The sequence below is a fragment of the Pseudomonas sp. Seg1 genome, from assembly GCF_018326005.1.
Classification (GTDB): domain Bacteria; phylum Pseudomonadota; class Gammaproteobacteria; order Pseudomonadales; family Pseudomonadaceae; genus Aquipseudomonas.
Genome location: NZ_AP021903.1, coordinates 1,227,255 through 1,249,135, shown reverse-complemented (window position 1 = coordinate 1,249,135; position 21,881 = coordinate 1,227,255). Strand labels below are relative to the sequence as shown.

16 protein-coding genes are annotated in these 21,881 nt (G+C 59.9%); 6 read left to right on the top strand and 10 right to left on the bottom strand.

What is annotated here, in order from left to right; translation table 11 throughout:
* Positions 1–269 precede the first annotated feature (269 nt).
* From KI231_RS05360 to nagE, 5 genes are read left to right on the top strand one after another with little or no spacing between them, the layout of a single operon-like run.
* Positions 270–1,001, top strand: coding sequence for a GntR family transcriptional regulator (locus KI231_RS05360; RefSeq protein ID WP_103306386.1), 732 nt, complete (start codon positions 270–272; stop codon positions 999–1,001).
* Positions 1,002–1,024: 23 nt separating this feature from the next.
* Positions 1,025–2,131 (top strand): N-acetylglucosamine-6-phosphate deacetylase, encoded by a 1,107-nt coding sequence (nagA, locus tag KI231_RS05355; protein ID WP_213027646.1) that lies wholly within the window; start codon positions 1,025–1,027, stop codon positions 2,129–2,131.
* Positions 2,112–3,134 (top strand): SIS domain-containing protein, encoded by a 1,023-nt coding sequence (locus tag KI231_RS05350; protein WP_213027645.1) that lies wholly within the window; start codon positions 2,112–2,114, stop codon positions 3,132–3,134. Before nagA ends, KI231_RS05350 begins: the two co-directional genes overlap by 20 nt.
* Before the next feature lie 34 nt (positions 3,135–3,168).
* Positions 3,169–5,682 carry a phosphoenolpyruvate--protein phosphotransferase gene (gene ptsP / locus KI231_RS05345; RefSeq protein WP_213027644.1) on the top strand — a complete coding sequence of 838 codons (2,514 nt, stop codon included), beginning with the start codon at positions 3,169–3,171 and terminating at the stop codon, positions 5,680–5,682.
* Between the two features lie 36 nt (positions 5,683–5,718).
* Positions 5,719–7,434, top strand: a complete 1,716-nt coding sequence (gene nagE / locus KI231_RS05340) for an N-acetylglucosamine-specific PTS transporter subunit IIBC (protein ID WP_213027643.1) — start codon at positions 5,719–5,721, stop codon at positions 7,432–7,434.
* 74 nt (positions 7,435–7,508) lie between these two features.
* Here nagE and KI231_RS05335 read toward each other — a convergent pair whose 3' ends face one another.
* The 4 genes from KI231_RS05335 to purL all read right to left on the bottom strand — a co-directional run bounded on the left by KI231_RS05335 (position 7,509) and on the right by purL (position 13,835).
* Positions 7,509–7,808 carry a hypothetical protein gene (locus KI231_RS05335; RefSeq protein WP_213027642.1) on the bottom strand — a complete coding sequence of 100 codons (300 nt, stop codon included), beginning with the start codon at positions 7,806–7,808 and terminating at the stop codon, positions 7,509–7,511.
* Between the two features lie 225 nt (positions 7,809–8,033).
* Entirely contained in the window at positions 8,034–8,393 is a 360-nt protein-coding gene (locus tag KI231_RS05330; RefSeq protein ID WP_213027641.1) for a DUF6124 family protein, read from the bottom strand.
* A gap of 1,228 nt (positions 8,394–9,621) precedes the next feature.
* Positions 9,622–9,933: a YqfO family protein gene (locus KI231_RS05325; RefSeq protein ID WP_213027640.1), complete on the bottom strand. Its 312-nt coding sequence runs from the start codon at positions 9,931–9,933 to the stop codon at positions 9,622–9,624.
* 5 nt (positions 9,934–9,938) lie between these two features.
* A complete protein-coding gene (gene purL / locus KI231_RS05320; RefSeq protein ID WP_122843207.1) occupies positions 9,939–13,835 on the bottom strand; it encodes a phosphoribosylformylglycinamidine synthase in 3,897 nt (1,298 codons plus the stop codon).
* A gap of 285 nt (positions 13,836–14,120) precedes the next feature.
* On the opposite strand from purL, the gene mltF reads away from it, so the two are divergent.
* On the top strand, positions 14,121–15,581 hold the full coding sequence (gene mltF, locus KI231_RS05315) for a membrane-bound lytic murein transglycosylase MltF (RefSeq protein ID WP_213027639.1): 1,461 nt from the start codon (positions 14,121–14,123) through the stop codon (positions 15,579–15,581).
* A 105-nt stretch (positions 15,582–15,686) separates the two neighbouring features.
* On the opposite strand, the gene pdxJ is transcribed toward mltF, so the two are convergent.
* The 6 genes from pdxJ to lepA all read right to left on the bottom strand — a co-directional run bounded on the left by pdxJ (position 15,687) and on the right by lepA (position 21,757).
* Positions 15,687–16,433 (bottom strand): pyridoxine 5'-phosphate synthase, encoded by a 747-nt coding sequence (gene pdxJ, locus KI231_RS05310; protein ID WP_103306377.1) that lies wholly within the window; start codon positions 16,431–16,433, stop codon positions 15,687–15,689.
* Between the two features lie 49 nt (positions 16,434–16,482).
* Positions 16,483–17,172, bottom strand: a complete 690-nt coding sequence (gene recO, locus KI231_RS05305; protein WP_213027638.1) for a DNA repair protein RecO — start codon at positions 17,170–17,172, stop codon at positions 16,483–16,485.
* Positions 17,173–17,342: 170 nt separating this feature from the next.
* Positions 17,343–18,245: a GTPase Era gene (gene era, locus KI231_RS05300; RefSeq protein WP_016771562.1), complete on the bottom strand. Its 903-nt coding sequence runs from the start codon at positions 18,243–18,245 to the stop codon at positions 17,343–17,345.
* Positions 18,238–18,927, bottom strand: a complete 690-nt coding sequence (rnc, locus tag KI231_RS05295; RefSeq protein ID WP_103306375.1) for a ribonuclease III — start codon at positions 18,925–18,927, stop codon at positions 18,238–18,240. Before rnc ends, era begins: the two co-directional genes overlap by 8 nt.
* Before the next feature lie 169 nt (positions 18,928–19,096).
* Complete coding sequence (gene lepB, locus KI231_RS05290; protein ID WP_213027637.1) at positions 19,097–19,951, bottom strand: signal peptidase I; 855 nt, start codon at positions 19,949–19,951, stop codon at positions 19,097–19,099.
* A gap of 9 nt (positions 19,952–19,960) precedes the next feature.
* Entirely contained in the window at positions 19,961–21,757 is a 1,797-nt protein-coding gene (lepA, locus tag KI231_RS05285; RefSeq protein ID WP_103306373.1) for a translation elongation factor 4, read from the bottom strand.
* Positions 21,758–21,881: the final 124 nt, after the last annotated feature.

The window sequence follows — 21,881 nt, the reverse complement described above, 5'->3', positions numbered from 1 at the left end:
TCACTCCGAAAAAAATAAATCAAAAGATCGCAGTCTGCGGCAGCGCCTACAGGGTTGATACCACTTCCCACTGTAAGCGCTGCCGCAGACTGCGATCTTTTGCTTTTTAAAGCCCACCCCTAATACCACTTAAAACCATCACCCCTAGAAACCGCCATTTCATTAGGCCATGAACCATTTCCCTGCGTTGACATGGTATTCAAGTGGTATTAATTTCCGCCTCACAAGCGAGCCACAACAATCCTATACTCGCGCCGGAAATGACCTACATGAACGACTTCCACGCCCTACGCCCAGATGACTCCCAGCCGACGCCGCTGTACCTGCAACTGGCGCGCAACCTGGAAGCAGCGATTCATGCCGGGCAGTGGAAAGCCGAACAGGCGATGCCATCCGAGCGCAATCTCAGTGAACAGCTCGGCATCTCCCGGGTCACTGCCCGCAAAGCACTGGAGGTCTTGCTCGATCAAGGTCTGATCCGTCGCTTGCAGGGTTCCGGCACATTCATTACGCCACGCCTGGAACAACCGCTGTCACGCCTTTCGGGTTTCAGCGAGATGCTCCGCCTCAAGGGTTTTGTGCCCAGCTCACAGTGGCTGGAGCGGGAAATCACCCTGCCGACCCACGAAGAATTGATCCGCCTGAGCCTGTCGCCGAACGACAAGGTCGCGCGCATGAAACGCCTGCGCAAAGCCGACGACACGGTGATGGCGATCGAGATGAGCACCCTGCCCGCCTCGATCATGCCCAAGCCACAATTGGTGGGCGATTCGCTTTACGAATACCTCGACGGCATCGGCAAACCGATTGTCCGCGCCCTTCAGCACATTCAGGCGATCAACGCCTCGGACGAGTTCGCCGCGCTGGTCGGCATCGCCCCCGGCACCGCCATGCTGCTGATGACCCGGGTCGGCTACCTGGAAGACAACACGCCGATCGAAGTCACCGACACCTATTGCCGCAACGACTACTACGACTTTGTTGCAGAGCTGCGCCGCTAAAACGGCCCAAAGCGAGAACCGAAATGTCCGAAGACAACATCCTTACCGCCAGCGGCTGGATTCGCGGCCGGCTGGTCCACGAACACGGCAAAGTCGTGTCGATTGAAGGCGTGCCGTGCGATCCGGCGACCAATGACCTGCCCTATCTGCTGCCCGGCTTCATCGACCTGCATGTCCACGGCGGTGGCGGCAAAGACATCATGGAAGGCGCCAGCGCGTTCGAGACCATCACCAAAACCCACGTGCGCTTCGGCACCACCTCGCTGCTGGCCACGACCATGACCGCACCGAGCGCCGAGATCTCCAGTGTGCTCAAAGAGGTCGGAGTATTCTGCGAACAGCGTCCGCAAGGCGCCGCGCGGGTACTCGGCGTGCACCTCGAAGGCCCGTACATCAATCCCGGCAAACTCGGTGCACAACCGAACTTTGCCCACACCGCGTTGATGGCCGAAGTCGAAGAATACCTGGCGCTGGCCCCGATCCGCGTGATCACCATCGCCCCGGAAATCGCCGGCCATGACGGTTTGATCCGAGAACTGAGCAGCCGTGGCGTGCGCATGCAGATCGGCCACACCCTCGGCAGTTACGAGGAAGGCGTCGCCGCACTGGAAGCTGGTGCCACCAGCTTCACCCATTTGTACAACGCCATGAGCCCGCTGCATCACCGCGAGCCCGGCATCGTCGGCGCGGCACTGGCCCACGCCAAATTCGCCGAATTGATCCCGGATTTGCTGCACGTGCATCCCGGCGCCATTCGCGTGGCCCTGCGTTCGATCCCATGCCTGTATTGCGTCACCGATTCGACCGCTGCCGCCGGCATGCCCGACGGTGAGTACAAGCTTGGCAGCCACACCGTAACCAAATGCCTGGGCGGCGTGCGCCTGCCCGACGGCACGCTGGCCGGCAGCACCCTGACCATGGATCAGGCCCTGCGCAACCTGGTGAAGATCGGTTTGCCGATCAGTGAGGCCTCGCAACGTCTTTCGCAATTCCCCGCCGACTACCTCGGCATCACCGAACGCGGGCGCCTTGAACCAGGCGCCTGGGCCGACTGCGTGCGGCTGGATCGCTCACTCACACTGACCGCCGTCATGGTCGAAGGAGAAGACATTGACTTCAAAAATGCTTGAAGAGGCGCTGTCCTCGTTCGAGGCCGTGCAAGCCCAACTGGAGCAACTCGATCCACAGATGATCGAGATCGCCGGACGCCTGCGCCGTCAGCCACCGCAAGTGGCGATGACCGTTGCACGCGGCAGTTCCGATCATGCGGCGAGCTACTTCGCCTACCTGACCATGCAGCAACTGGGCGTACCCGTTGCGTCGTTGCCGATGTCGGTGGTGACCATGCAGCAGGCGCCGTTGAAAGTCAGCGGTCAGGTCGCGTTCGCCTTTTCACAGTCGGGTCAGAGCCCGGATCTGGTCAACAGCCTGCGTCTGTTGCGCAAGCGTGGCGCGCTCAGTGTGTCGATGGTCAACGCCGCCGATTCGCCACTGGAAGCTGCGTGTGAATTCAGCGTGCCATTGCTCGCCGGTACCGAAAGCAGCGTCGCCGCGACCAAAAGCTTTATCGCCACCCTCAGCGCCAGCGCCCGGTTGATCGCGCACTGGAAAGAAGACAGCGAATTGCTCCAGGCTCATAACGCTCTGCCCGAAGGCCTGCGAGAAGCCGCGCAACAGGACTGGAGCGTGGCCATCGAAGCACTGCGCGATTGCGAACGCCTGATGGTCATTGGTCGTGGCGCCGGTTTTGCCATCGCCCAAGAGGCGGCGCTGAAATTCAAGGAAACCTCGGCCATTCAAGCCGAAGCGTTCAGCAGCGCCGAGGTCCGTCACGGCCCGATGGCGCTGATCGACGAACACTACCCGCTGCTGGTCTTCGCCCCACGCGGTGCCGAGCAGGCCGGCCTGTTGAGCCTCGCGGCAGAAATGCGCCAGCGCGGCGCCCGCGTGTTGCTGGCCGCACCGGACGACGTGAGCGAACGCGACTTGACCCTGAGCCGCGCCGAACACCCGGCCCTTGATCCGATTCTGGCCATCCAGAGTTTCTACGTGATGGCCGCAGGCCTCGCCGTAGCCCGTGGCATGGACCCGGATCAGCCGCGCCACCTGAGCAAAGTTACGCGTACGCACTAAGCCCGAATGACTGCACACCTGATGAGACCGAGCCATGTACAACAACAATAAAGAGCTGACCCTCAGCGCCCCGCTCAGCGGCCCGGTGCTCACGCTCGCCAAAGTCCCGGACGCAGTGTTCGCCAGCGGCGCGATGGGCGATGGCATTGCCATCGATCCCGTCAACGACACCCTGTACTCGCCGTGCGCCGGCGTGATCATCCACGTCGCACGCACCGGCCATGCGTTGACCGTGCGCGCCGACAATGGCGCAGAAATCCTCCTGCACCTGGGCCTCGACACCGTTGAACTGAACGGCGAAGGCTTCTCGATGCTGGTCAAGGAAGGCCTACGCGTCAGCAAAGGTCAGCCGCTGTTGCGTTACGACCTGGACAAGGTCGGTCAGCAATGCAAAAGCCTGGTCAGCCTGTTGATCCTGACCAACAGCCAGGATTTTCAGGTGCGACCGATCACACTGAAAGCGGTAAAAGTCGGCGAGCCGCTATTGCACATCGTCGCGCGCAACAGTTCGTCGGCTAATGCTGAAGAGGTGGGCGGGCCTGAAGTTCATGGACATGTCCTGGTTGCTCATCGCGGCGGTTTGCATGCGCGCCCTGCCGCGTTGATTCGGCAGACCGCGCAAGGTTTCAAGAGTCAGTCGCAGTTGCACTTCGCCGGTAAATCGGCGCCGTGCAACAGCCTGATCGGATTGATGGGGCTGGCGATCGGCGAGCAGGATGAAGTGCAGGTCAGCTGTCAGGGTTCGGACGCCGAAGCCGCGCTGCAAGCCTTGCTCACGGCATTGGCGACTGCTTTGCCGGATGACCATCACGCTGCCGCACCGGTAAGTGTTGCGCCTCTTAAACGTGCGGCCGAGGCTGGCGTTCTGCACGGCGTTTGCGCCGCGCCGGGACTGGTCGGTGGCCCGCTGTTTCGCTTGAACGCGATCAGTTTGCCAGTGGATGCAGGCAATCATGACCCGGTACAGCAACTGCAAAACCTCGACACCGCACTGAATCAGGTTCGCTGCGAAATCGACAGCACCCTCACCCAAGCCAAAAAGCAGAAGAATGCCGACGAAGAAGCGATCTTCGCTGCGCATCTGGCACTGCTCGAAGACCCGGCCCTGCTCGACGCCGCACAACAATCCATCGAGCAAGGCACAGCAGCGACTCACGCCTGGGGTCAGTCGATTGATATCCAGTGCGAAGTGCTCCAGCACACCGGTAGCGCGCTGCTGGCCGAACGCGCCAACGACTTGCGCGACCTCAAGCAACGGGTGCTGCGTGCCCTGCTCGGCGAAGCCTGGCATTACGACGTGCCGGCCGGCGCCATCGTCGCAGCCCATGAACTTACCCCCTCGGATCTGCTGCAACTGAGCGCGCAAGGTGTCGCCGGATTGTGCATGGCCGAGGGCGGCGCGACTTCTCACGTGGCGATTCTGGCGCGCGGCAAAGGTCTGCCGTGCATGGTCGCTCTGGGTGCAGCATTGCTTGATCAACCGCAGGGCCAAGCGGTGGTGCTTGATGCTGATGGTGGGCGCCTCGAACTGGCACCGAATACCGAGCGCCTGGCTGAAGTTCAGCAAGCGCAACTCGAACGCAAACAGCGCCGCGACGTTCAACAAGCCAAGGCTCATCTGCCGGCGGAAACGCGCAATGGTGTGGCGATCGAAGTGGTCGCCAACGTCGCCTCAAGTGCTGAAGCGGCGGACGCCTTTGCCAACGGCGCCGACGGTGTCGGTCTGCTGCGCACCGAGTTTCTCTTCGTTGATCGCCAGACCGCGCCGGATGTCGAAGAACAGCGCAGTGCCTATCAAGCCGTGATCGACGCGATGGGCGATAAATCGGTGATCATCCGCACCATCGACGTCGGCGGCGACAAGCAACTCGACTACTTGCCACTGCCCGCCGAGGCCAACCCGGTACTCGGCTTGCGCGGCATTCGACTGGCGCAGGCCCGACCAGAAATCCTCGACCAGCAACTGCGCGCGCTGCTGCAAGTCAGCCCGTTACAGCGCTGCCGCATCCTGTTACCGATGGTCACTGAAGTCGACGAACTGCTGCACATCCGTCAGCGCGTCGAGGCGTTATGCCTGGAGCTGAACATCAGTCAACGCCCGGAAATCGGCGTCATGATCGAAGTCCCCGCCGCCGCGCTGCAAGCCGAGCAATTGGCCGAACATGCCGACTTCCTCTCCATCGGCACCAACGATCTGTCGCAATACACCCTGGCCATGGACCGCGATCACGCCGGTCTGGCCGCCCGCGTCGACGCCCTGCACCCTGCTCTGCTGCGTTTGATCGCCATGACCTGTGAAGGCGCGGCGGTGCACAAGCGTTGGGTCGGCGTCTGCGGCGCCCTCGCCTCGGATCCGCTGGCGACGCCGGTGTTGATCGGCCTCGGCGTCACTGAACTGTCGGTGAGCCCGGTGCAGATCGGTGAAATCAAGGATCGCGTGCGCCAGTTGCACGAAACCGAATGCCAACGCCTCGCCCGCGACCTGCTCAAGCTGAGCAGCGCCGCAGCGGTGCGTCATGCCTGCCACCAACATTGGCCTCTGCGCTAACAAAAAGCTCTCTATAAAAGAGCAGGGAGAACCACCATGTACCAACTCTTCATCGAAGGCCTGCAACGCCTCGGCCGTGCGCTGATGCTGCCGATCGCGATCCTGCCGATCGCCGGCCTGCTACTGCGTCTGGGCGACACCGACCTGCTGAACATCGCGATCATCCACGATGCCGGCCAAGTGATCTTCGCCAACCTGGCAATGATCTTCGCCATCGGCATCGCCGTCGGTTTCGCCAAGGACAACAACGGCACCGCAGGCCTGGCCGGGGTGATCGGTTATCTGGTGATGATCTCCACCCTCAAGGTGCTCGACGCGAGCATCAACATGGGCATGCTCGCCGGGATCGTCAGCGGCTTGATGGCCGGCGCGCTGTACAACCGCTTCAAGGACATCAAGCTGCCGGAGTACCTGGCGTTCTTTGGTGGCCGACGGTTTGTACCGATTGTCACCGGGTTCGCTGCGGTCGGGTTGGGCGTGGTGTTCGGCTACATCTGGCCGCCGATCCAGCACGGCATCAACAGCTTCGGCGCCTTGATGATGGAAAGCGGCAGCATTGGTGCGTTCGTGTTTGGCGTGTTCAACCGCTTGCTGATCGTCACTGGCCTGCACCACATCCTCAACAACATGGCGTGGTTCGTGTTCGGCAACTTCACTGATCCAACCACCGGCGCACTGGTCACTGGTGACCTGTCGCGCTACTTCGCTGGCGATCCGAAGGGCGGCCAGTTCATGACCGGTATGTTCCCGATGATGATCTTCGGCCTGCCGGCGGCGTGTCTGGCGATGTACCGCAACGCCCTGCCGGAACGCCGCAAAGTGATGGGCGGGATTTTCCTGTCGATGGCTTTGACTTCGTTTTTGACCGGGGTGACCGAGCCGATCGAATTCGCCTTCATGTTTCTGGCGCCGCTGTTGTATTTGCTGCATGCGCTGCTGACCGGGTTGTCGATGGCGATTACCAATGCGCTGAACATTCACCTCGGCTTCACCTTCTCCGGCGGTTTTATCGACATGGTCCTGGGCTGGGGCCGCTCGACCAATGGCTGGTTGGTGATTCCGGTGGGGCTGGCTTATGCGGTCATCTATTACGCGGTGTTCGACTTCTGTATCCGCCGTTTCAATCTGAAAACGCCGGGCCGTGAAGACGTGGCCGCAGCCGAGAAATCTGTGCTGACAGAAAACGAGCGCGCCGCTGCGTACATCAAAGCCTTGGGCGGTGCCGAGAACCTGGTGACTGTCGGTGCGTGCACCACGCGGTTGCGCCTGGAGATGGTTGATCGCAACAAGGCATCGGATGCTGATCTGAAAGCGCTGGGTGCGATGGCGGTTGTACGCCCGGGCAAGGGCGGCAGTCTGCAGGTTGTCGTCGGACCGATGGCTGACAGCATTGCTGATGAGATTCGCCTGGCGATGCCGGCATTGGGCCGGGCGCTTGTGGCTGCACCTGTAGTGGTTGTCGAAGAAGCGAAGGCGGTTGTGGTCTCGGGGTCGGAAGCTCAGCAATGGCTGAAAGCGCTGGGTGGTAGCGACAATGTGCTGCAACTGGACTGCATTGCGATGAGCCGGATTCGCTTGTTGCTGGCAGATGCCAAGGCCTTGTCTGAGGCCCAGTTGAAAGAGCTGGGTTGTCAGGGTGTCAGCCAGTTGGAGGGTGGGGTCTGGCATTTGCTGGTGGGGGACAAGGCGGCGAGTTTGAGTGGAGAGCTGGAGGCGTTAGTCAATCGCAGTGAGGTCAGTGCCAAGGTTTAAACCGCAGCAAAATCCAACGGAATCACTGATCAATGAAGGCCGCTGCGCTATGAGGCACAGCGGCTTTTTATCGGTTACTTCCCTGCAATAACAGTAAATGTACGAGCAGGTGAAAAACCAGCCTCTCCTCTCGCGGTAATCGAATGAAGAGCTCGCGTCAAACCCGTCAGGCTCAGAGCCCAGTGTCCGGCAGCAGTCGCAACTACTTGTCCCTTCACAACAACACTGTCCAAAATTTGAACATTCTCTCCAGCAACTGCCGACCCGCTCAGATGCACAGTAGTTGCCGTAGTGGTGCCACCGTTGGGAATCTCTGAGCCTTGATCGTCTTTCACAGAAGTAATTGCAGGCACAGCATTTTTATCAACAGACATAGCTAAGTTCCTTCTTACCAGTTTTGGATGGAAGGCTTATCAGACAGGAGTTGGCGGAATCGCACCACTGTCAGAAATTACAGGTCAGCGAGTGTTTCCGATGAACGGTCAACGTCACATCTGAAGCTGCGATTGAGCCGCGAGCGACAGTTTTCCAAAGTCGTGCGCTTGAGCAGGCTCGCCCTATTCAAATGGGGCGAGCCTGTTTTCGATACCCCCAATGGATCAGGTTTGTGGGTCTACCCGATCCAGCGCACGGTTTACCGCCAGTTCGGCGAGCATGACGATTTGCTGGATGCCTAATACCGTGCTGCGCTGAGAACCGCTTAGCTCATTGGCGAAGTTGCTGGCGGCGGTGCTTGCCGAGGCTAACGATTCGCAGGCGTGGGCGAGCAGGCTTTCGGTGTCGACTTGGGGGCAGACCATGAACATGGTGCTCGGTCGGCGGGGCTTTGCGGGCTCGGGGCACAGGTAGAAGTCGAGGGCGCGTTTGATGGCTTCGCGGTTTCGGGCTTGCTCTTCGGCGCGGAGGGCTTCTTCGAGTGGGGTGGTGGTTTCGGGTGGGTCGGGGACGGGCTTGGTCATTGCAATGATCTCTAATCAAATGATTGAAGCCATCACTGGTCGTTTCTCACGCGACGAAGAGGTGGCAGCTATGTACGGAGTGAGAAACCGGTAAGAGATCAACCCGGCCGAACCGAAGTCCGCCCGCACACAGCCGCCATAGAACATTACCGGCAGCAAATGAGCTGGCGGCGATTATGGTGCTACTGACGTTTGATTAAAACCTCTTACCGGGTTCTCACACCCGATCACCGATTTGCGGTGACAACCAAAGACTAGAGACCGGACGTCCGACGGACAACCTGAAAACCTTGTGGGAAGGTTCTGGTGATTTGATGCATTTTTAAACAGCCTTGGGTGATGGGGTGGCTGGGCGGCCTCATCGCCAGCAGGCTGGCTCCCACAGTTGGATTGCGTGCATCCAGATAGAGACTGGTCGTCTGTCAGGCCGCCATCGCTGGCAAGCCAGCTCCCACAGGGATTGAGGTACATCTGCGGGTGATTGGTTGGTTGTGAGGTCGCTATCGCGAGCAGGCTCACTCCCACAATTGGATTGTGTGCATCCAGATAGAGACTGGTCGGCTGTCAGGCCGCCATCGCTGGCAAGCCAGCTCCCACAGGGATTGAGGTACATCTGCGGGTGATTGGTTGGTTGTGAGGTCGCTATCGCGAGCAGGCTCACTCCCACAATTGGATTGTGTGCATCCAGATAGAGACTGGTCGGCTGTCAGGCCGCCATCGCTGGCAAGCCAGCTCCCACAGAAAAGCAAAGCAGCGCCACTTACTCGCTCCTGCTTCTCACCACTCAACAGGATGAGCGTTAGCTCGGCTGCAGCTCTTGATCTTGATCCACAGGCCCCGTCGGCAGGCTGAGTGGAGGGATTCATCCGGGGAGGACATCGAGAGGAGGTGCAGCGAAGCAAACCGGAGGCGATGCCCCGGATGAAACCCGGAGCGAAGGAACCCCGAGCTTTAGCGAGTGGGCCGAACGTTGGGGCAAGCGTTTTTTTGCTTACTTTTTTTAGGCGTTTGTAAAAAAAGTGAGTCGCCGTAAGGGCGAAACCGCCAGCCGCAGCAACCGAAGAAACGGATATTCACCCAGTCAGCCAGAGCATGGTCGCCTATAAGGGCGCCATCGCTGGCAAGCCAGCTCCCACAGTGGAATGAAGTCGCCCTTCAAATCGCAGACAACAAAAAACCCGCAGACAATCACTCATCTGCGGGTTTCCTGTTTAAGCAGCAAGAAAGATCAGAAATCTTCCAGCCGCCACACCTCATAAGCCGGCGTCTCGTACGGATGACTAAGCTTCAAAGCCGCCACAACAGCAACAATCAACTCATCCGCAACAACAAGCTCAACCTTCAATTCCTCAACCCGCTCAACCTGCCCCGCCTCCCCAATAAACGGCTGACTCCCGTCCAACGGTCGAAACTGGCCCAAGCCAAGCACCTGCCAAGCACAGTGGTCATAGTCACCGATCCGCCCACCACCCGCAGCGAACACAGCGCCTTTGACCACCTCGACATGACTGTCAGGAACAAAAAACGCCAGCTTGTACACGACGCTTAGTTAACCCAGACGCGAGCGTTACGGAACATACGCATCCAAGGAGCGTCCTCGTTCCAGTCTTCCGAACGCCACGAGTTCTGCACCGCACGGAACACACGCTCCGGGTGCGGCATCATGATCGTCACACGGCCATCACGGCTGGTGAGACCAGTGATCCCGCGCGGCGAACCGTTCGGGTTGGCCGGATAACGCTCGGTGACCTTGCCATGGTTGTCGACGAAACGCATCGCCACGCAACCCGACAGATCCGCTTCCAGCAGTGCTTCTTCGCTGGAGAACTCGGCATGACCTTCACCGTGAGCAATGGCGATCGGCATACGCGAACCGGCCATGCCCTGCAGAAAGATCGAGTTCGATTCCTGGATCTGCACCATCGCCACGCGCGCTTCGAACTGCTCGGAGCGGTTACGCACGAAGTGCGGCCAGAACTCGCTGCCCGGGATCAGCTCGTGCAGGTTGGACATCATCTGGCAACCGTTACACACGCCGAGGGTGAAGCTGTCGTTACGCTCGAAGAAGCCCTGGAACGCATCGCGGGCGCGGCTGTTGAACAGCGCCGACTTGGCCCAGCCTTCACCGGCGCCGAGAACGTCGCCGTAGGAGAAACCACCGCACGCCACCAGACCTTTGAACTCGTTCAGGTCGACGCGGCCAGCGAGAATGTCGCTCATGTGCACGTCGATCGCGTTGAAACCGGCGCGGTCGAACGCGGCTGCCATCTCCACCTGACCGTTGACGCCCTGCTCACGCAGCACGGCAACTTGTGGGCGGATGCCTTTCTTGATGTAAGGCGCGGCGATGTCCTGGTTGACGTCGTAGCTCAGCTTGACGCTCAGGCCCGGATTGTCTTCTTCCAGCAACACGTCGAACTCTTGCTCGGCGCAGTCGGCGTTGTCGCGCAGACGCTGGATCTGGTAGCTGGTCTCGGCCCACTGACGTTGCAGCAGACGACGCTGGCCTTCGAACACGGTGTCACCGTTGAAGGTGATGTTGATCTGGCCATTGTTGATCGGCTGACCGATCACCGACACGCAGTCGCCCAGACCGGCCGCGCTGAATTGCGCGAGGATATCTGGCGTGGCGTCCTGACGAACCTGAATCACCGCACCCAGCTCTTCGTTGAACAGGATCGCGGCGATTTCCGCCGAGGATTCGGCAACGCTGTCCAGGTTCAGGCTCAGACCGCAGTGGCCGGCGAAAGCCATTTCCACTACAGACGTCAGCAGACCACCGTCGGAACGGTCGTGGTAAGCCAGCAGGTGACCGTCGGCGTTGAGGCCTTGAATGACCGCAAAGAAGGCTTTCAGGTCTTCGGCGTCATCGACGTCCGGCGCGTGCTTGCCGAGTTTGCCGTGAACCTGAGCGAGGATCGAGGCGCCCATCCGGTTCTGACCGCGACCGAGGTCGATCAGGATCAGGTCGGTGGTGCCCTTGTCCATGCGCAGTTCCGGGGTCAGGGTCTGACGGATGTCAGCCACTGGCGCGAAACCGGTCACGATCAGCGACATCGGCGAGGTCACGGTTTTTTCTTCGCCGTTGTCGTTCCAGCGAGTGGCCATGGACATCGAGTCCTTGCCCACCGGAATGGTGATACCCAGCTCAGGGCACAGTTCCATGCCGACCGCTTTCACGGTGTCGTACAGACGTGCGTCTTCGCCCGGGTGGCCGGCAGCCGACATCCAGTTCGCCGACAGTTTGATGTCGGAGATCTTGTTGATGCGCGAAGCGGCAATGTTGGTCAGGGTTTCGCCGATGGCCATGCGGCCCGACGCCGGGGCGTCCAGCAGCGCCAGCGGAGTGCGCTCGCCCATTGCCATGGCTTCACCGGTGTAGACGTCGAAGCTGGTGGCGGTGACAGCAACGTCGGCCACTGGAACCTGCCACGGGCCAACCATTTGGTCACGGGCCACGAGGCCGGTGATGGTGCGGTCACCGATGGTGATCAGGAAACTCTTGCTCGCCACGGCCGGGTGATGCAGAACGCGCTCGATGGACTCGGTGATGTCGAGGTTCGACGGATCGAAGTCATCGCCCAGTTCGGCTTCACGCACCACCGAACGGTGCATGCGTGGCGCCTTGCCCAGCAACACTTCCAGTGGCATGTCCACCGGGTTGTTGCCGAAGTGGCTATCCGTGACAGTAAGCTGCGGTTCGGCGGTGGCCTCACCGACAACGGCAAACGGGCAACGCTCGCGTTCGCAGATCGCCTGGAAGCGCTCGAAGTCTTCCGGGCCAACCGCCAGAACGTAACGTTCCTGGGATTCGTTGGACCAGATTTCGTGCGGGGCCATGCCCGGCTCGTCGTTTGGAATGTTGCGCAGTTCGAAACGGCCACCGCGGTCGCCGTCGTTGACCAGTTCCGGGAAGGCGTTGGACAGACCGCCCGCGCCCACGTCGTGGATGAAGCTGATCGGGTTCTTGTCGCCCAGCTGCCAGCAACGGTCGATGACTTCCTGGCAACGACGCTCCATTTCAGGGTTTTCACGCTGTACGGAAGCGAAGTCCAGGTCCGCCGAGCTGGTACCGGTGGCCATCGAGGAAGCGGCACCGCCGCCCAGACCGATGAGCATCGCCGGACCGCCGAGCACGATCAGCTTGGAGCCGACGACGATTTCGCCTTTCTTGACGTGCTCTTCGCGGATGTTGCCCATGCCGCCAGCCAGCATGATCGGCTTGTGGTAACCACGAACTTCGTCACCGTGCGGGGTGGTGATCGATTGTTCGAAGGTACGGAAGTAGCCAGTCAGGGCCGGACGACCGAATTCGTTGTTGAACGCGGCGCCGCCCAGCGGACCTTCGATCATGATGTCCAGCGCGGTAACGATGCGCTCAGGCTTGCCGTACGGCACTTCCCATGGCTGTTCGAAGCCCGGGATTTGCAGGTTGGATACGGTGAAACCGGTCAGGCCAGCCTTTGGCTTGGCGCCACGGCCGGTAGCACCTTCGTCGCGGATCTCGCCACCGGAACCGGTAGATGCGCCCGGGAACGGGGCAATCGCGGTCGGGTGGTTGTGCGTTTCAACCTTCATCAGGATGTGCACCGGCTCCTGCACCGCACCGTACTGGCGGGTCTCAGGGTTCGGGAAGAAACGGCCGGCAACGTTGCCGACGATTACCGAGGCGTTGTCCTTATAAGCCGACAGAACGCCTTCGCTGTGCATCACGTAGGTGTTCTTGATCATGCCGAACAGGCTTTTTTCCTGGTTCTCACCATCAATATCCCAACTGGCGTTGAAGATCTTGTGGCGGCAGTGCTCGGAGTTGGCCTGGGCGAACATCATCAGTTCGATGTCGTGCGGGTTGCGCTTGAGACCGTTGAAGGCGTTGACCAGATAGTCGATCTCGTCTTCGGCCAGGGCCAGGCCCAGCTCGGTGTTGGCCTTTTCCAGCGCGGCGCGACCGCCGCCGAGGATGTCGATCGCGGTCAGCGGCTTCGGCTCGGCGTGGCTGAACAGACCGGCGGCCTGCTCGAGGTTGGCCAGAACGATCTGGGTCATGCGGTCATGCAGGACATCGGCAATCTGCTGGGCTTCGGCTTCGCTGAACTGGCCGGCTACGTAGAACGCGATTCCGCGCTCCAGACGCTGGATCTTGCTCAGGCCGCAGTTGCGAGCGATGTCGCTGGCCTTGCTCGACCATGGCGAGATGGTGCCGAAACGTGGCAACACCAGGAACAGACGACCGGTCGGCTCTTGTACCGGAACGCTTGGACCGTACTTCAGAAGGCGCGCAAGCACCTGCTGTTCGTCGCCGGTCAGGACGCCGGTGACTTCGGCGAAGTGAGCGAATTCAGCATACAGGCCACTGACAGCTGGAACCTTCTGGCTCAGTTGCTCAAGGAGTTTGCTGTGGCGAAAGGCAGAAAGGGCAGGAGCGCCGCGCAGGATCAACATCTTCGGGACAGCCTCGGGAAGGGGTGTGCTTTGAGGCCGTGCATTCTAGCCTAAACCGCCCTCAACATCACCCGAAACGCTACGCACGGTTGCACTCGGATATCAATCTGTGTTTCTGCCTTGAGAGTCAAATTTATCCGGCATACGACGAAGGCTTATTTTTACGGTAACAAAATGCCCTTCGGCCCCATTCCTGCGGGGTTTCGCTCGATTTTGTGATGTCTAGCAGACCTGCCCGCAACTGTCGAGATATGGCGCCCGTGGTCCTTTGCGTATACTGCGCAAATGTTTTTCCCAACGGCTTTGCGTCCGCGGTACGCCAAATGGCTGATCGCAACCGGACTCTTCCTGATGCTCGGTGGCTGTGTTGATAAACCCAACACACTCGAGCGCGTAAAGGAGGATGGTGTGCTGCGGGTGATTACCCGTAACAGCCCCGCCACCTACTTTCAGGATCGCAGCGGTGAAACCGGCTTCGAATACGAGCTGGTGAAGCGCTTCGCCGACGATTTGGGTGTGGAACTGAAGATCGAGACCGCCGACAACCTCGACGACCTGTTTGACCAGATCGGTAAACCGAACGGCCCGGTCCTGGCGGCTGCCGGTCTGGTCAGCGGCGAACAACGCAAAAAACAGGTGCGTTTCTCCCACTCCTACCTCGAAGTGACTCCACAGATCATTTATCGCAACGGCCAGTCACGGCCGACGGACCCCGGTGATCTGGTGGGCAAGAAAATCATGGTGCTCAAGGGCAGCACCCACGCCGAACAACTGGCCGAGCTGAAAAAGAAATTTCCGGGCATCGAATACGAAGAGTCCGACGCCGTCGAGGTGGTCGACTTGCTGCGCATGGTCGATGAAGGTCAGATCGACCTGACGCTGGTCGACTCCAACGAAGTGGCGATGAATCAGGTGTACTTCACCAACATCCGGGTGGCCTTCGACCTTGGCGATGCGCGCAGCCAGAGCTGGGCCGTGGGACCGGGCGAAGACAACAGCCTGCTCAACGAGATCAACGCCTACCTCGACAAAGTGCAGAAAAACGGCACCCTGCAACGACTGAAAGATCGCTACTACGGCCACGTCGACGTCCTCGGTTACATGGGCGCCACGACGTTTGCCCAGCACTTGCAGCAGCGTCTGCCCAAATATGAACAGCACTTCAAGACCTACGCCAAGAAAGAGAAAGTCGACTGGCGCCTGCTCGCCGCGATCGGTTATCAGGAGTCGCTGTGGCAACCGACGGTCACTTCGAAAACCGGCGTGCGCGGCTTGATGATGCTGACGCAGAACACTGCTCAGGCGATGGGCGTATCCAACCGTCTTGATCCGAAGCAAAGCATCATGGGCGGCGCCAAGTACCTCGCCTATATGAAGGATCAGCTCGATGATTCGATTCAGGAGCCGGACCGCACCTGGTTTGCCCTGGCGGCGTACAACGTCGGCAGCGGTCACCTGGATGACGCACGCAAACTGGCGTCCCGCGAAGGCCTGAACCCGGACAAGTGGCTGGATGTGAAGAAGATGCTGCCGCGCCTCTCGCAGAAGCAGTGGTACAGCAAGACCCGCTATGGCTACGCCCGGGGCGGCGAGCCGGTGCACTTTGTGGCGAACATTCGTCGTTACTACGACATTTTGACCTGGGTGACGCAGCCGCAGCTTGAGGGTGATCAGGTCGCTGAAGGCAATCTGCATGTTCCGGGTATCGACAAGTCGAAACCCGCCCAGGAACCTGCCCCGCTCTGAATTTTCGTTGTCTTTGATGACGCCATCGCGGGCAAGCCACGCTCCCACAGGAGATCCACGAACCTGTGGGAGCGTGGCTTGCCCGCGATGGCAGCGCCGCCGACTTCAGCCTTTGAGCGCAGCAGCCAGAATCAGCGATTTCATTTCAGAGACAGCGGATTTGAAACCCACGAACAATGCATGCGCCACCAGCGCATGGCCGATGTTCAGTTCATTGATGCCCTTGATCGCCGCCACCGCTTCAACGTTGTGGTAGTGCAGGCCATGGCCGGCATTGACGATCAGCCCCTGCGCCAGACCAAACGCCACGCCGTCCGCCACACGCTTCAATTCTTCCGCCACTTCGGTCGGGGTCTCGGCATCGGCATAACGCCCGGTGTGCAGTTCGATCGCCGGTGCGCCTACACGTTTCGACGCAGCAATCTGGCGCTCATCGGCATCGATGAACAGCGACACTTCGCTGCCGATTTTCGACAGACGCTCGACCGCTGCCCTGATGCGCTCTTCCTGCCCCGCCACATCCAGACCGCCTTCAGTGGTCAGTTCCTGGCGGGTTTCCGGCACCAGGCAAATGTGCGCCGGGCGGATACGCTCAGCGAACGCCATCATTTCTTCGGTGACGCCCATTTCGAAGTTCATGCGGGTTTGCAGCACATCCTTGAGCAACAGTACGTCGCGTTCCTGAATATGCCGGCGGTCTTCACGCAGGTGCACGGTGATGCCGTCGGCGCCCGCCTCTTCCGCGTCGAGCGCAGCCTTGACCGGATCCGGGTAGCGCGTACCACGGGCCTGACGCAGGGTGGCGACGTGGTCGATGTTCACGCCAAGAAGAATGCGATTGCTGGTGGTCACGGATGCGCGCTCCTGAAGAAAAAGATTCGGCGCACAGCATACGGTGAGATCAGGGCTTGCGAAACAGCTCCCGGCTAACGAGGGGACGACCGCCCAGGTGAACAGCCAGTGCCTGACGCATCAGGCGTTTGGCGGCGGACAGTGCGCCGGGCGCTGTCCAGTCGGCTTCGGCCATGGCCAGTAATTCAACGCCGTTGAACAGACCCGGCTGCAGCAGGTAGACACGCTCAAGGCCAGCATCCACTTGCAGACGATAGAGGCCGTCCGGCGCGACAGGTTCGCCGTGGATGTCAGTGTTCATGGAAAAACCGTAGCCGAGATCGTCCAGTAGACGCCATTCGAAGGAGCGCAATAAAGGTTCCAACGGCCGGCCTTCAGCCAGCGCCAGCAAGGTAGCGGCATAGTGATCAAACACCGCCGGGTGCGGATCTTCAGCAGGGAGCAAACGGATCAGTAATTCATTGAGGTAGAGGCCGCTGAACAGCGCCTCGCCGACCATCCAGGTCGCGTTACCGGCACTTTCCATGCGCCCGACATTCTTCAGCTCACCCTTGCCGCGAAACTCCACTTCCAGCGGCACGAACGGCCGCGCCAGTGTCCCGGCCTTGCCCCGCGCACTGCGCAACACCGCCCGCAGCCGACCTTGCGGCGTGAGGAAGTCCACCAACGCGCTGGTTTCACGATAGGCGCGCGAATGCAGAACGTAGGCAGGTTGGGCGGGGGGTGGGCTTTGCGACATTGAGTTCTCGATGAAGAAACGCAGTCTTGAGATCAACATAAACCAAATGTGGGAGCGGGCTTGCCCGCGATGGCGGATGCACATTCAACATCTCTGCTGAACATTACATCCTCATCGCGGGCAAGCCCGCTCCCACAGGGTTCTCTGGTTAAACAGGAACCGATATTTTTTTACAGATCGCCGTAACCCAGCGAACGCAGCGCGCGCTCGTCGTCGGACCAGCCGCCCTTCACCTTGACCCACAGGTTGAGCATGATTTTGGAGTCGAACAGCAGCTCCATGTCCTTGCGCGCTTCGGTGCCGATGCGTTTGATGCGCTCGCCCTTGTCGCCAATGATGATCTTCTTCTGGCCGTCACGCTCGACGAGGATCAGCGCGTGGATATGCAAGGTCTTGCCCTGCTGCTTGAACTCTTCGATTTCGACGGTGATCTGGTACGGCAGCTCGGCGCCCATCTGGCGCATGATCTTTTCGCGCACCAGTTCAGCGGCGAGGAAGCGGCTGCTGCGGTCGGTGATCTGGTCTTCCGGGAAGAAGTGATCGTTCTCCGGCAGATGATCGGCGATGACCTTTTCCAGCGCTTCGAGGTTGTGCCCGTGCTGCGCGGAAATCGGAATGATCTGCGCGTTCGGCAGCTGTTCCTGCAACCACGACAGGTGCGGCATCAGCTCGGCCTTGTCTTCGATGCGGTCAGTCTTGTTCAGCGCGACGATCAGCGGGCCGGTCACGTATTGCACGCGCTCCAGCACCATCTGGTCTTCGTCGGTCCACTTGGTGCGGTCAACGACGAAGATCACCACGTCGACGTCTTTCAACGCCGCCGAAGCGGTCTTGTTCATGTAGCGGTTCAGGGCCTTTTCGCCACCCTTGTGCATGCCGGGGGTGTCGACGTAGATTGCCTGCACGTCACCCTCGGTCTTGATCCCGAGCATGTTGTGCCGAGTGGTCTGCGGCTTGCGCGAAGTGATCGCGAGCTTCTGGCCGAGGATGTGGTTCAGCAGCGTCGACTTGCCGACGTTGGGACGGCCGACGATGGCAACGTAGCCACAGCGAGTTGCGTTTGTATCAGTCATTGCCATTCTCCACGCCCAGGGCAATCAGTGCTGCGGCGGCCGCTACCTGTTCGGCAATACGACGGCTCACACCCTGACCTCGGCTTTTTTCATTCAGTAAGACAACTTCGCACTCGACGAAGAAGGTTCGGCAGTGCGGTTCACCCTGGATGTCCACCACTTCGTAACGAGGCAGTTCGCAACCGCGCGATTGCAGGTGTTCCTGCAGACGGGTCTTGGGATCCTTGTTGGTGTCGACCAGCGTCAGCCCTTCGAACTCGCCGGCCAGCCAGGCCAGTACGCGCTCGCGAGCGACATCCATGCCCGCGTCGAGGTAGATGGCGCCGATCAACGCTTCGAGGGCATCGGCCAGAATCGACTCGCGACGGAAACCGCCGCTTTTCAGTTCACCGGAGCCCAGACGCAGGTAATCGCCAAGGTCGAAACCGCGCGCCAGTACGGCCAGCGTCTCACCTTTTACCAGGCGTGCGCGCAAACGCGACAACTGGCCTTCGCGGGCCAGCGGGAAACGGTCGAAAAGCGCCTCACCGGCAACGAAGTTGAGGATGGCATCGCCGAGAAACTCCAGACGCTCATTGTTGCGCCCGGCAAAACTGCGGTGCGTGAGGGCCAGCAGCATCAGCTCCTGGTCCTTGAAGGTGTAACCGAGCTGACGCTCGAGACGGCTTAATGAGGCGCTCACGGTTTACCCACGCTGAGATCAAAGCTGGATTCCACCGCCATCGCCGGGGTACGGCGCAGGCCTGGGACAATTAACGCTGTGTTCAAAAATTAAATCCTGGCTGTAGCGAAGCCGATTGTGCCGGCTCCAGAAATGCATTCGGCGCTGTGGTCAACAGCGCCGTGTGTGATTACTTGATCAGGCCAACCCGCGAGAAATTCGGCAGGTGGCTGAATTTCGGATCCGGCCAGCTCATCCAGACCGCGAAGGCCTTGCCGACGATATTCTGGTCGGGAACCATGCCCAGCAGATCCTTGGGAATGTTCGGATCATCCCAGAAACGACTGTCGTTCGAGTTGTCGCGGTTGTCGCCCATCATGAAGTAGTGCCCGGCAGGCACGGTCCAGGTATGGTCAGGAATGGCGCGATTGCGATTCATTTCCTTGCGGATCAGGTGTTCGGCGGCGCCGAGTTTCTCTTTGTACAACTCGGCAGTGCCGAGCATGCCCGGCTCCGAACCGGCCAATTGTTCGGCAACCGATTCGCCATTGACGAACAGACGCTTGTCAGCGGTGTACCGCACGGTGTCGCCCGGCAGGCCGACTACACGCTTGATGTAGTTGACGTTCGGGTCACTCGGGTAGCGAAACACCATCACATCGCCGCGCTGCGGATCACCGACTTCGATGATTTTCTTGTCGATCACCGGCAGGCGGATCCCGTAAGAAAACTTGTTCACCAGAATGAAGTCGCCGACGTCCAGGGTCGGTTTCATCGAGCCGGACGGGATCTGGAACGGTTCCACGAGGAACGAACGCAGCACCAGCACGATGAACAACACCGGGAAGAACGACTTGCCGTATTCAACCAGCAGCGGCTCTTTGTTCAGTTTCTCGACCACCACGATATCGGGCTGGCTGACACTGCCTTGATAAGAGGCAATGGCAGCCCGCCGACGCGGTGCCAGAATCAGCAGATCAAGCAACGCCAACAGGCCGCAGACGAACACGGCGATGACCAGCAACAGCGGGAAATTTAGTGACATAGGACCTGACTATTCCAACCTGAGCACGGCAAGGAAGGCTTCTTGTGGAATTTCCACGTTGCCGACCTGCTTCATGCGTTTCTTACCGGCCTTTTGCTTCTCGAGCAGTTTCTTCTTACGGCTGACGTCACCGCCGTAGCATTTGGCCAATACGTTCTTTCTGAGTGCCTTGACGGTTGTCCGGGCAACGATCTGACCGCCAATGGCGGCCTGGATAGCCACGTCGAACATCTGCCGCGGAATCAGTTCTTTCATCTTCTCGGTCAACTGGCGACCTTTGAAGTGCGAGTTGTCACGGTGCACAATCAACGCCAGAGCATCGACCTTGTCACCGTTGATCAGCACGTCCAGTTTCACCAGATTAGCCGATTGGTAACGATCGAAATGGTAGTCCAGCGAAGCATAGCCGCGGCTGGTGGATTTGAGACGGTCGAAGAAGTCGAGCACCACTTCGTTCATCGGCAGGTCATAGGTGACTTGCACCTGATTGCCGAGGAACAGCATGTCGACTTGAACGCCACGCTTCTCGATGCACAGGGTGATGACGTTGCCCAAGTGTTCTTGCGGCACGAGGATGTTGGCGCGCACGATCGGCTCGCGCATGTCTTCGACGGCCGAGACGTCTGGCAGCTTGGACGGGTTGTCGACGTAAATCGTTTCACCGGTTTTCAGCACCAGTTCGAAGATTACCGTCGGCGCCGTGGTGATCAGGTCCAGGTCGTACTCGCGCTCGAGGCGCTCCTGGATGATTTCCATGTGCAGCATGCCGAGGAAGCCGCAACGGAAGCCGAAGCCCAGTGCGTCGGAGCTTTCCGGGGTGTACTGCAGCGACGAGTCGTTGAGGGTCAGCTTCTGCAGCGCTTCGCGGAAATCCTCGAAGTCATCGGAGCTGACCGGGAACAGACCGGCGTAAACCTGTGGCTGGATGCGTTTGAAGCCCGGCAATACCGGAACGTCTGGCGTCGAGCTCAGAGTCAGGGTGTCACCGACCGGGGCACCGTGGATGTCCTTGATGCTGGCGATGATGAAGCCCACTTCGCCGGCTTTCAGGTCAGCGGTGGCGGTGTGTTTCGGGTTGAAAACACCGACGCTGTCGACCAGGTGCACCTTGCCGGTGGATTTCACCAGGATCTTGTCGCCCTTCTTCACGCGGCCATGACGCACGCGTACCAGGGAGACAACACCCAGGTAGTTGTCGAACCAGGAGTCGATGATCAACGCTTGCAGCGGATCTTCGATGTTGCCGGTCGGCGCAGGAATGGTCGTCACCAGACGCTCGAGCACTTCGTCGACACCCAGGCCAGTCTTGGCGCTGCAGGTGACGGCGTCGGTGGCGTCGATGCCAATGATCTTTTCGATTTCGTCTTTGACGCGATCAGGATCAGCCTGCGGCAGGTCGATCTTGTTGAGTACCGGCATGACCTCAAGGCCCTGCTCGATCGCGGTGTAGCAGTTGGCCACGGACTGGGCTTCAACGCCCTGACCGGCATCGACTACCAGCAAGGCACCTTCACACGCGGCCAGGGAACGGCTGACTTCATAGGTGAAGTCGACGTGGCCCGGGGTGTCAATGAAGTTCAGCTGGTAGGTGACGCCATCTTTGGCTTTGTAATAGAGAGTAACGCTGTGGGCCTTGATGGTGATCCCGCGTTCACGCTCCAGATCCATGGAATCCAGTACCTGGGCTTCCATTTCACGCTCGGCCAGGCCGCCGCACATCTGGATGAAGCGATCGGCCAGCGTCGACTTGCCATGGTCAATGTGGGCGATGATGGAGAAATTGCGGATATGACTCAAATCACTCACGGATCAACACTCAAAAAGGCTGCAGGCATGGCCCGCCGAAAAATAGCCGGGAATTGTACCTGATACACGGCGCAAGCGTCACGTTCGCCTGTCACCCGGATTGCATGCAAAAACGCCCCGATCT

Excerpts from the sequence above, each read along its gene's own strand:
- nagE (WP_213027643.1), top strand. The coding sequence starts at position 5,719 with ATGTACCAACTCTTCATCGAAGGCCTGCAACGCCTCGGCCGTGCGCTG.
- KI231_RS05330 (WP_213027641.1), bottom strand. The coding sequence starts at position 8,393 with ATGACCAAGCCCGTCCCCGACCCACCCGAAACCACCACCCCACTCGAA.
- lepB (WP_213027637.1), bottom strand. The coding sequence starts at position 19,951 with ATGTCACTAAATTTCCCGCTGTTGCTGGTCATCGCCGTGTTCGTCTGC.
- purL (WP_122843207.1), bottom strand. The coding sequence starts at position 13,835 with ATGTTGATCCTGCGCGGCGCTCCTGCCCTTTCTGCCTTTCGCCACAGC.
- nagA (WP_213027646.1), top strand. The coding sequence starts at position 1,025 with ATGTCCGAAGACAACATCCTTACCGCCAGCGGCTGGATTCGCGGCCGG.
- recO (WP_213027638.1), bottom strand. The coding sequence starts at position 17,172 with ATGTCGCAAAGCCCACCCCCCGCCCAACCTGCCTACGTTCTGCATTCG.
- ptsP (WP_213027644.1), top strand. The coding sequence starts at position 3,169 with ATGTACAACAACAATAAAGAGCTGACCCTCAGCGCCCCGCTCAGCGGC.
- era (WP_016771562.1), bottom strand. The coding sequence starts at position 18,245 with ATGACTGATACAAACGCAACTCGCTGTGGCTACGTTGCCATCGTCGGC.
- KI231_RS05360 (WP_103306386.1), top strand. The coding sequence starts at position 270 with ATGAACGACTTCCACGCCCTACGCCCAGATGACTCCCAGCCGACGCCG.
- KI231_RS05335 (WP_213027642.1), bottom strand. The coding sequence starts at position 7,808 with ATGTCTGTTGATAAAAATGCTGTGCCTGCAATTACTTCTGTGAAAGAC.
- mltF (WP_213027639.1), top strand. The coding sequence starts at position 14,121 with ATGTTTTTCCCAACGGCTTTGCGTCCGCGGTACGCCAAATGGCTGATC.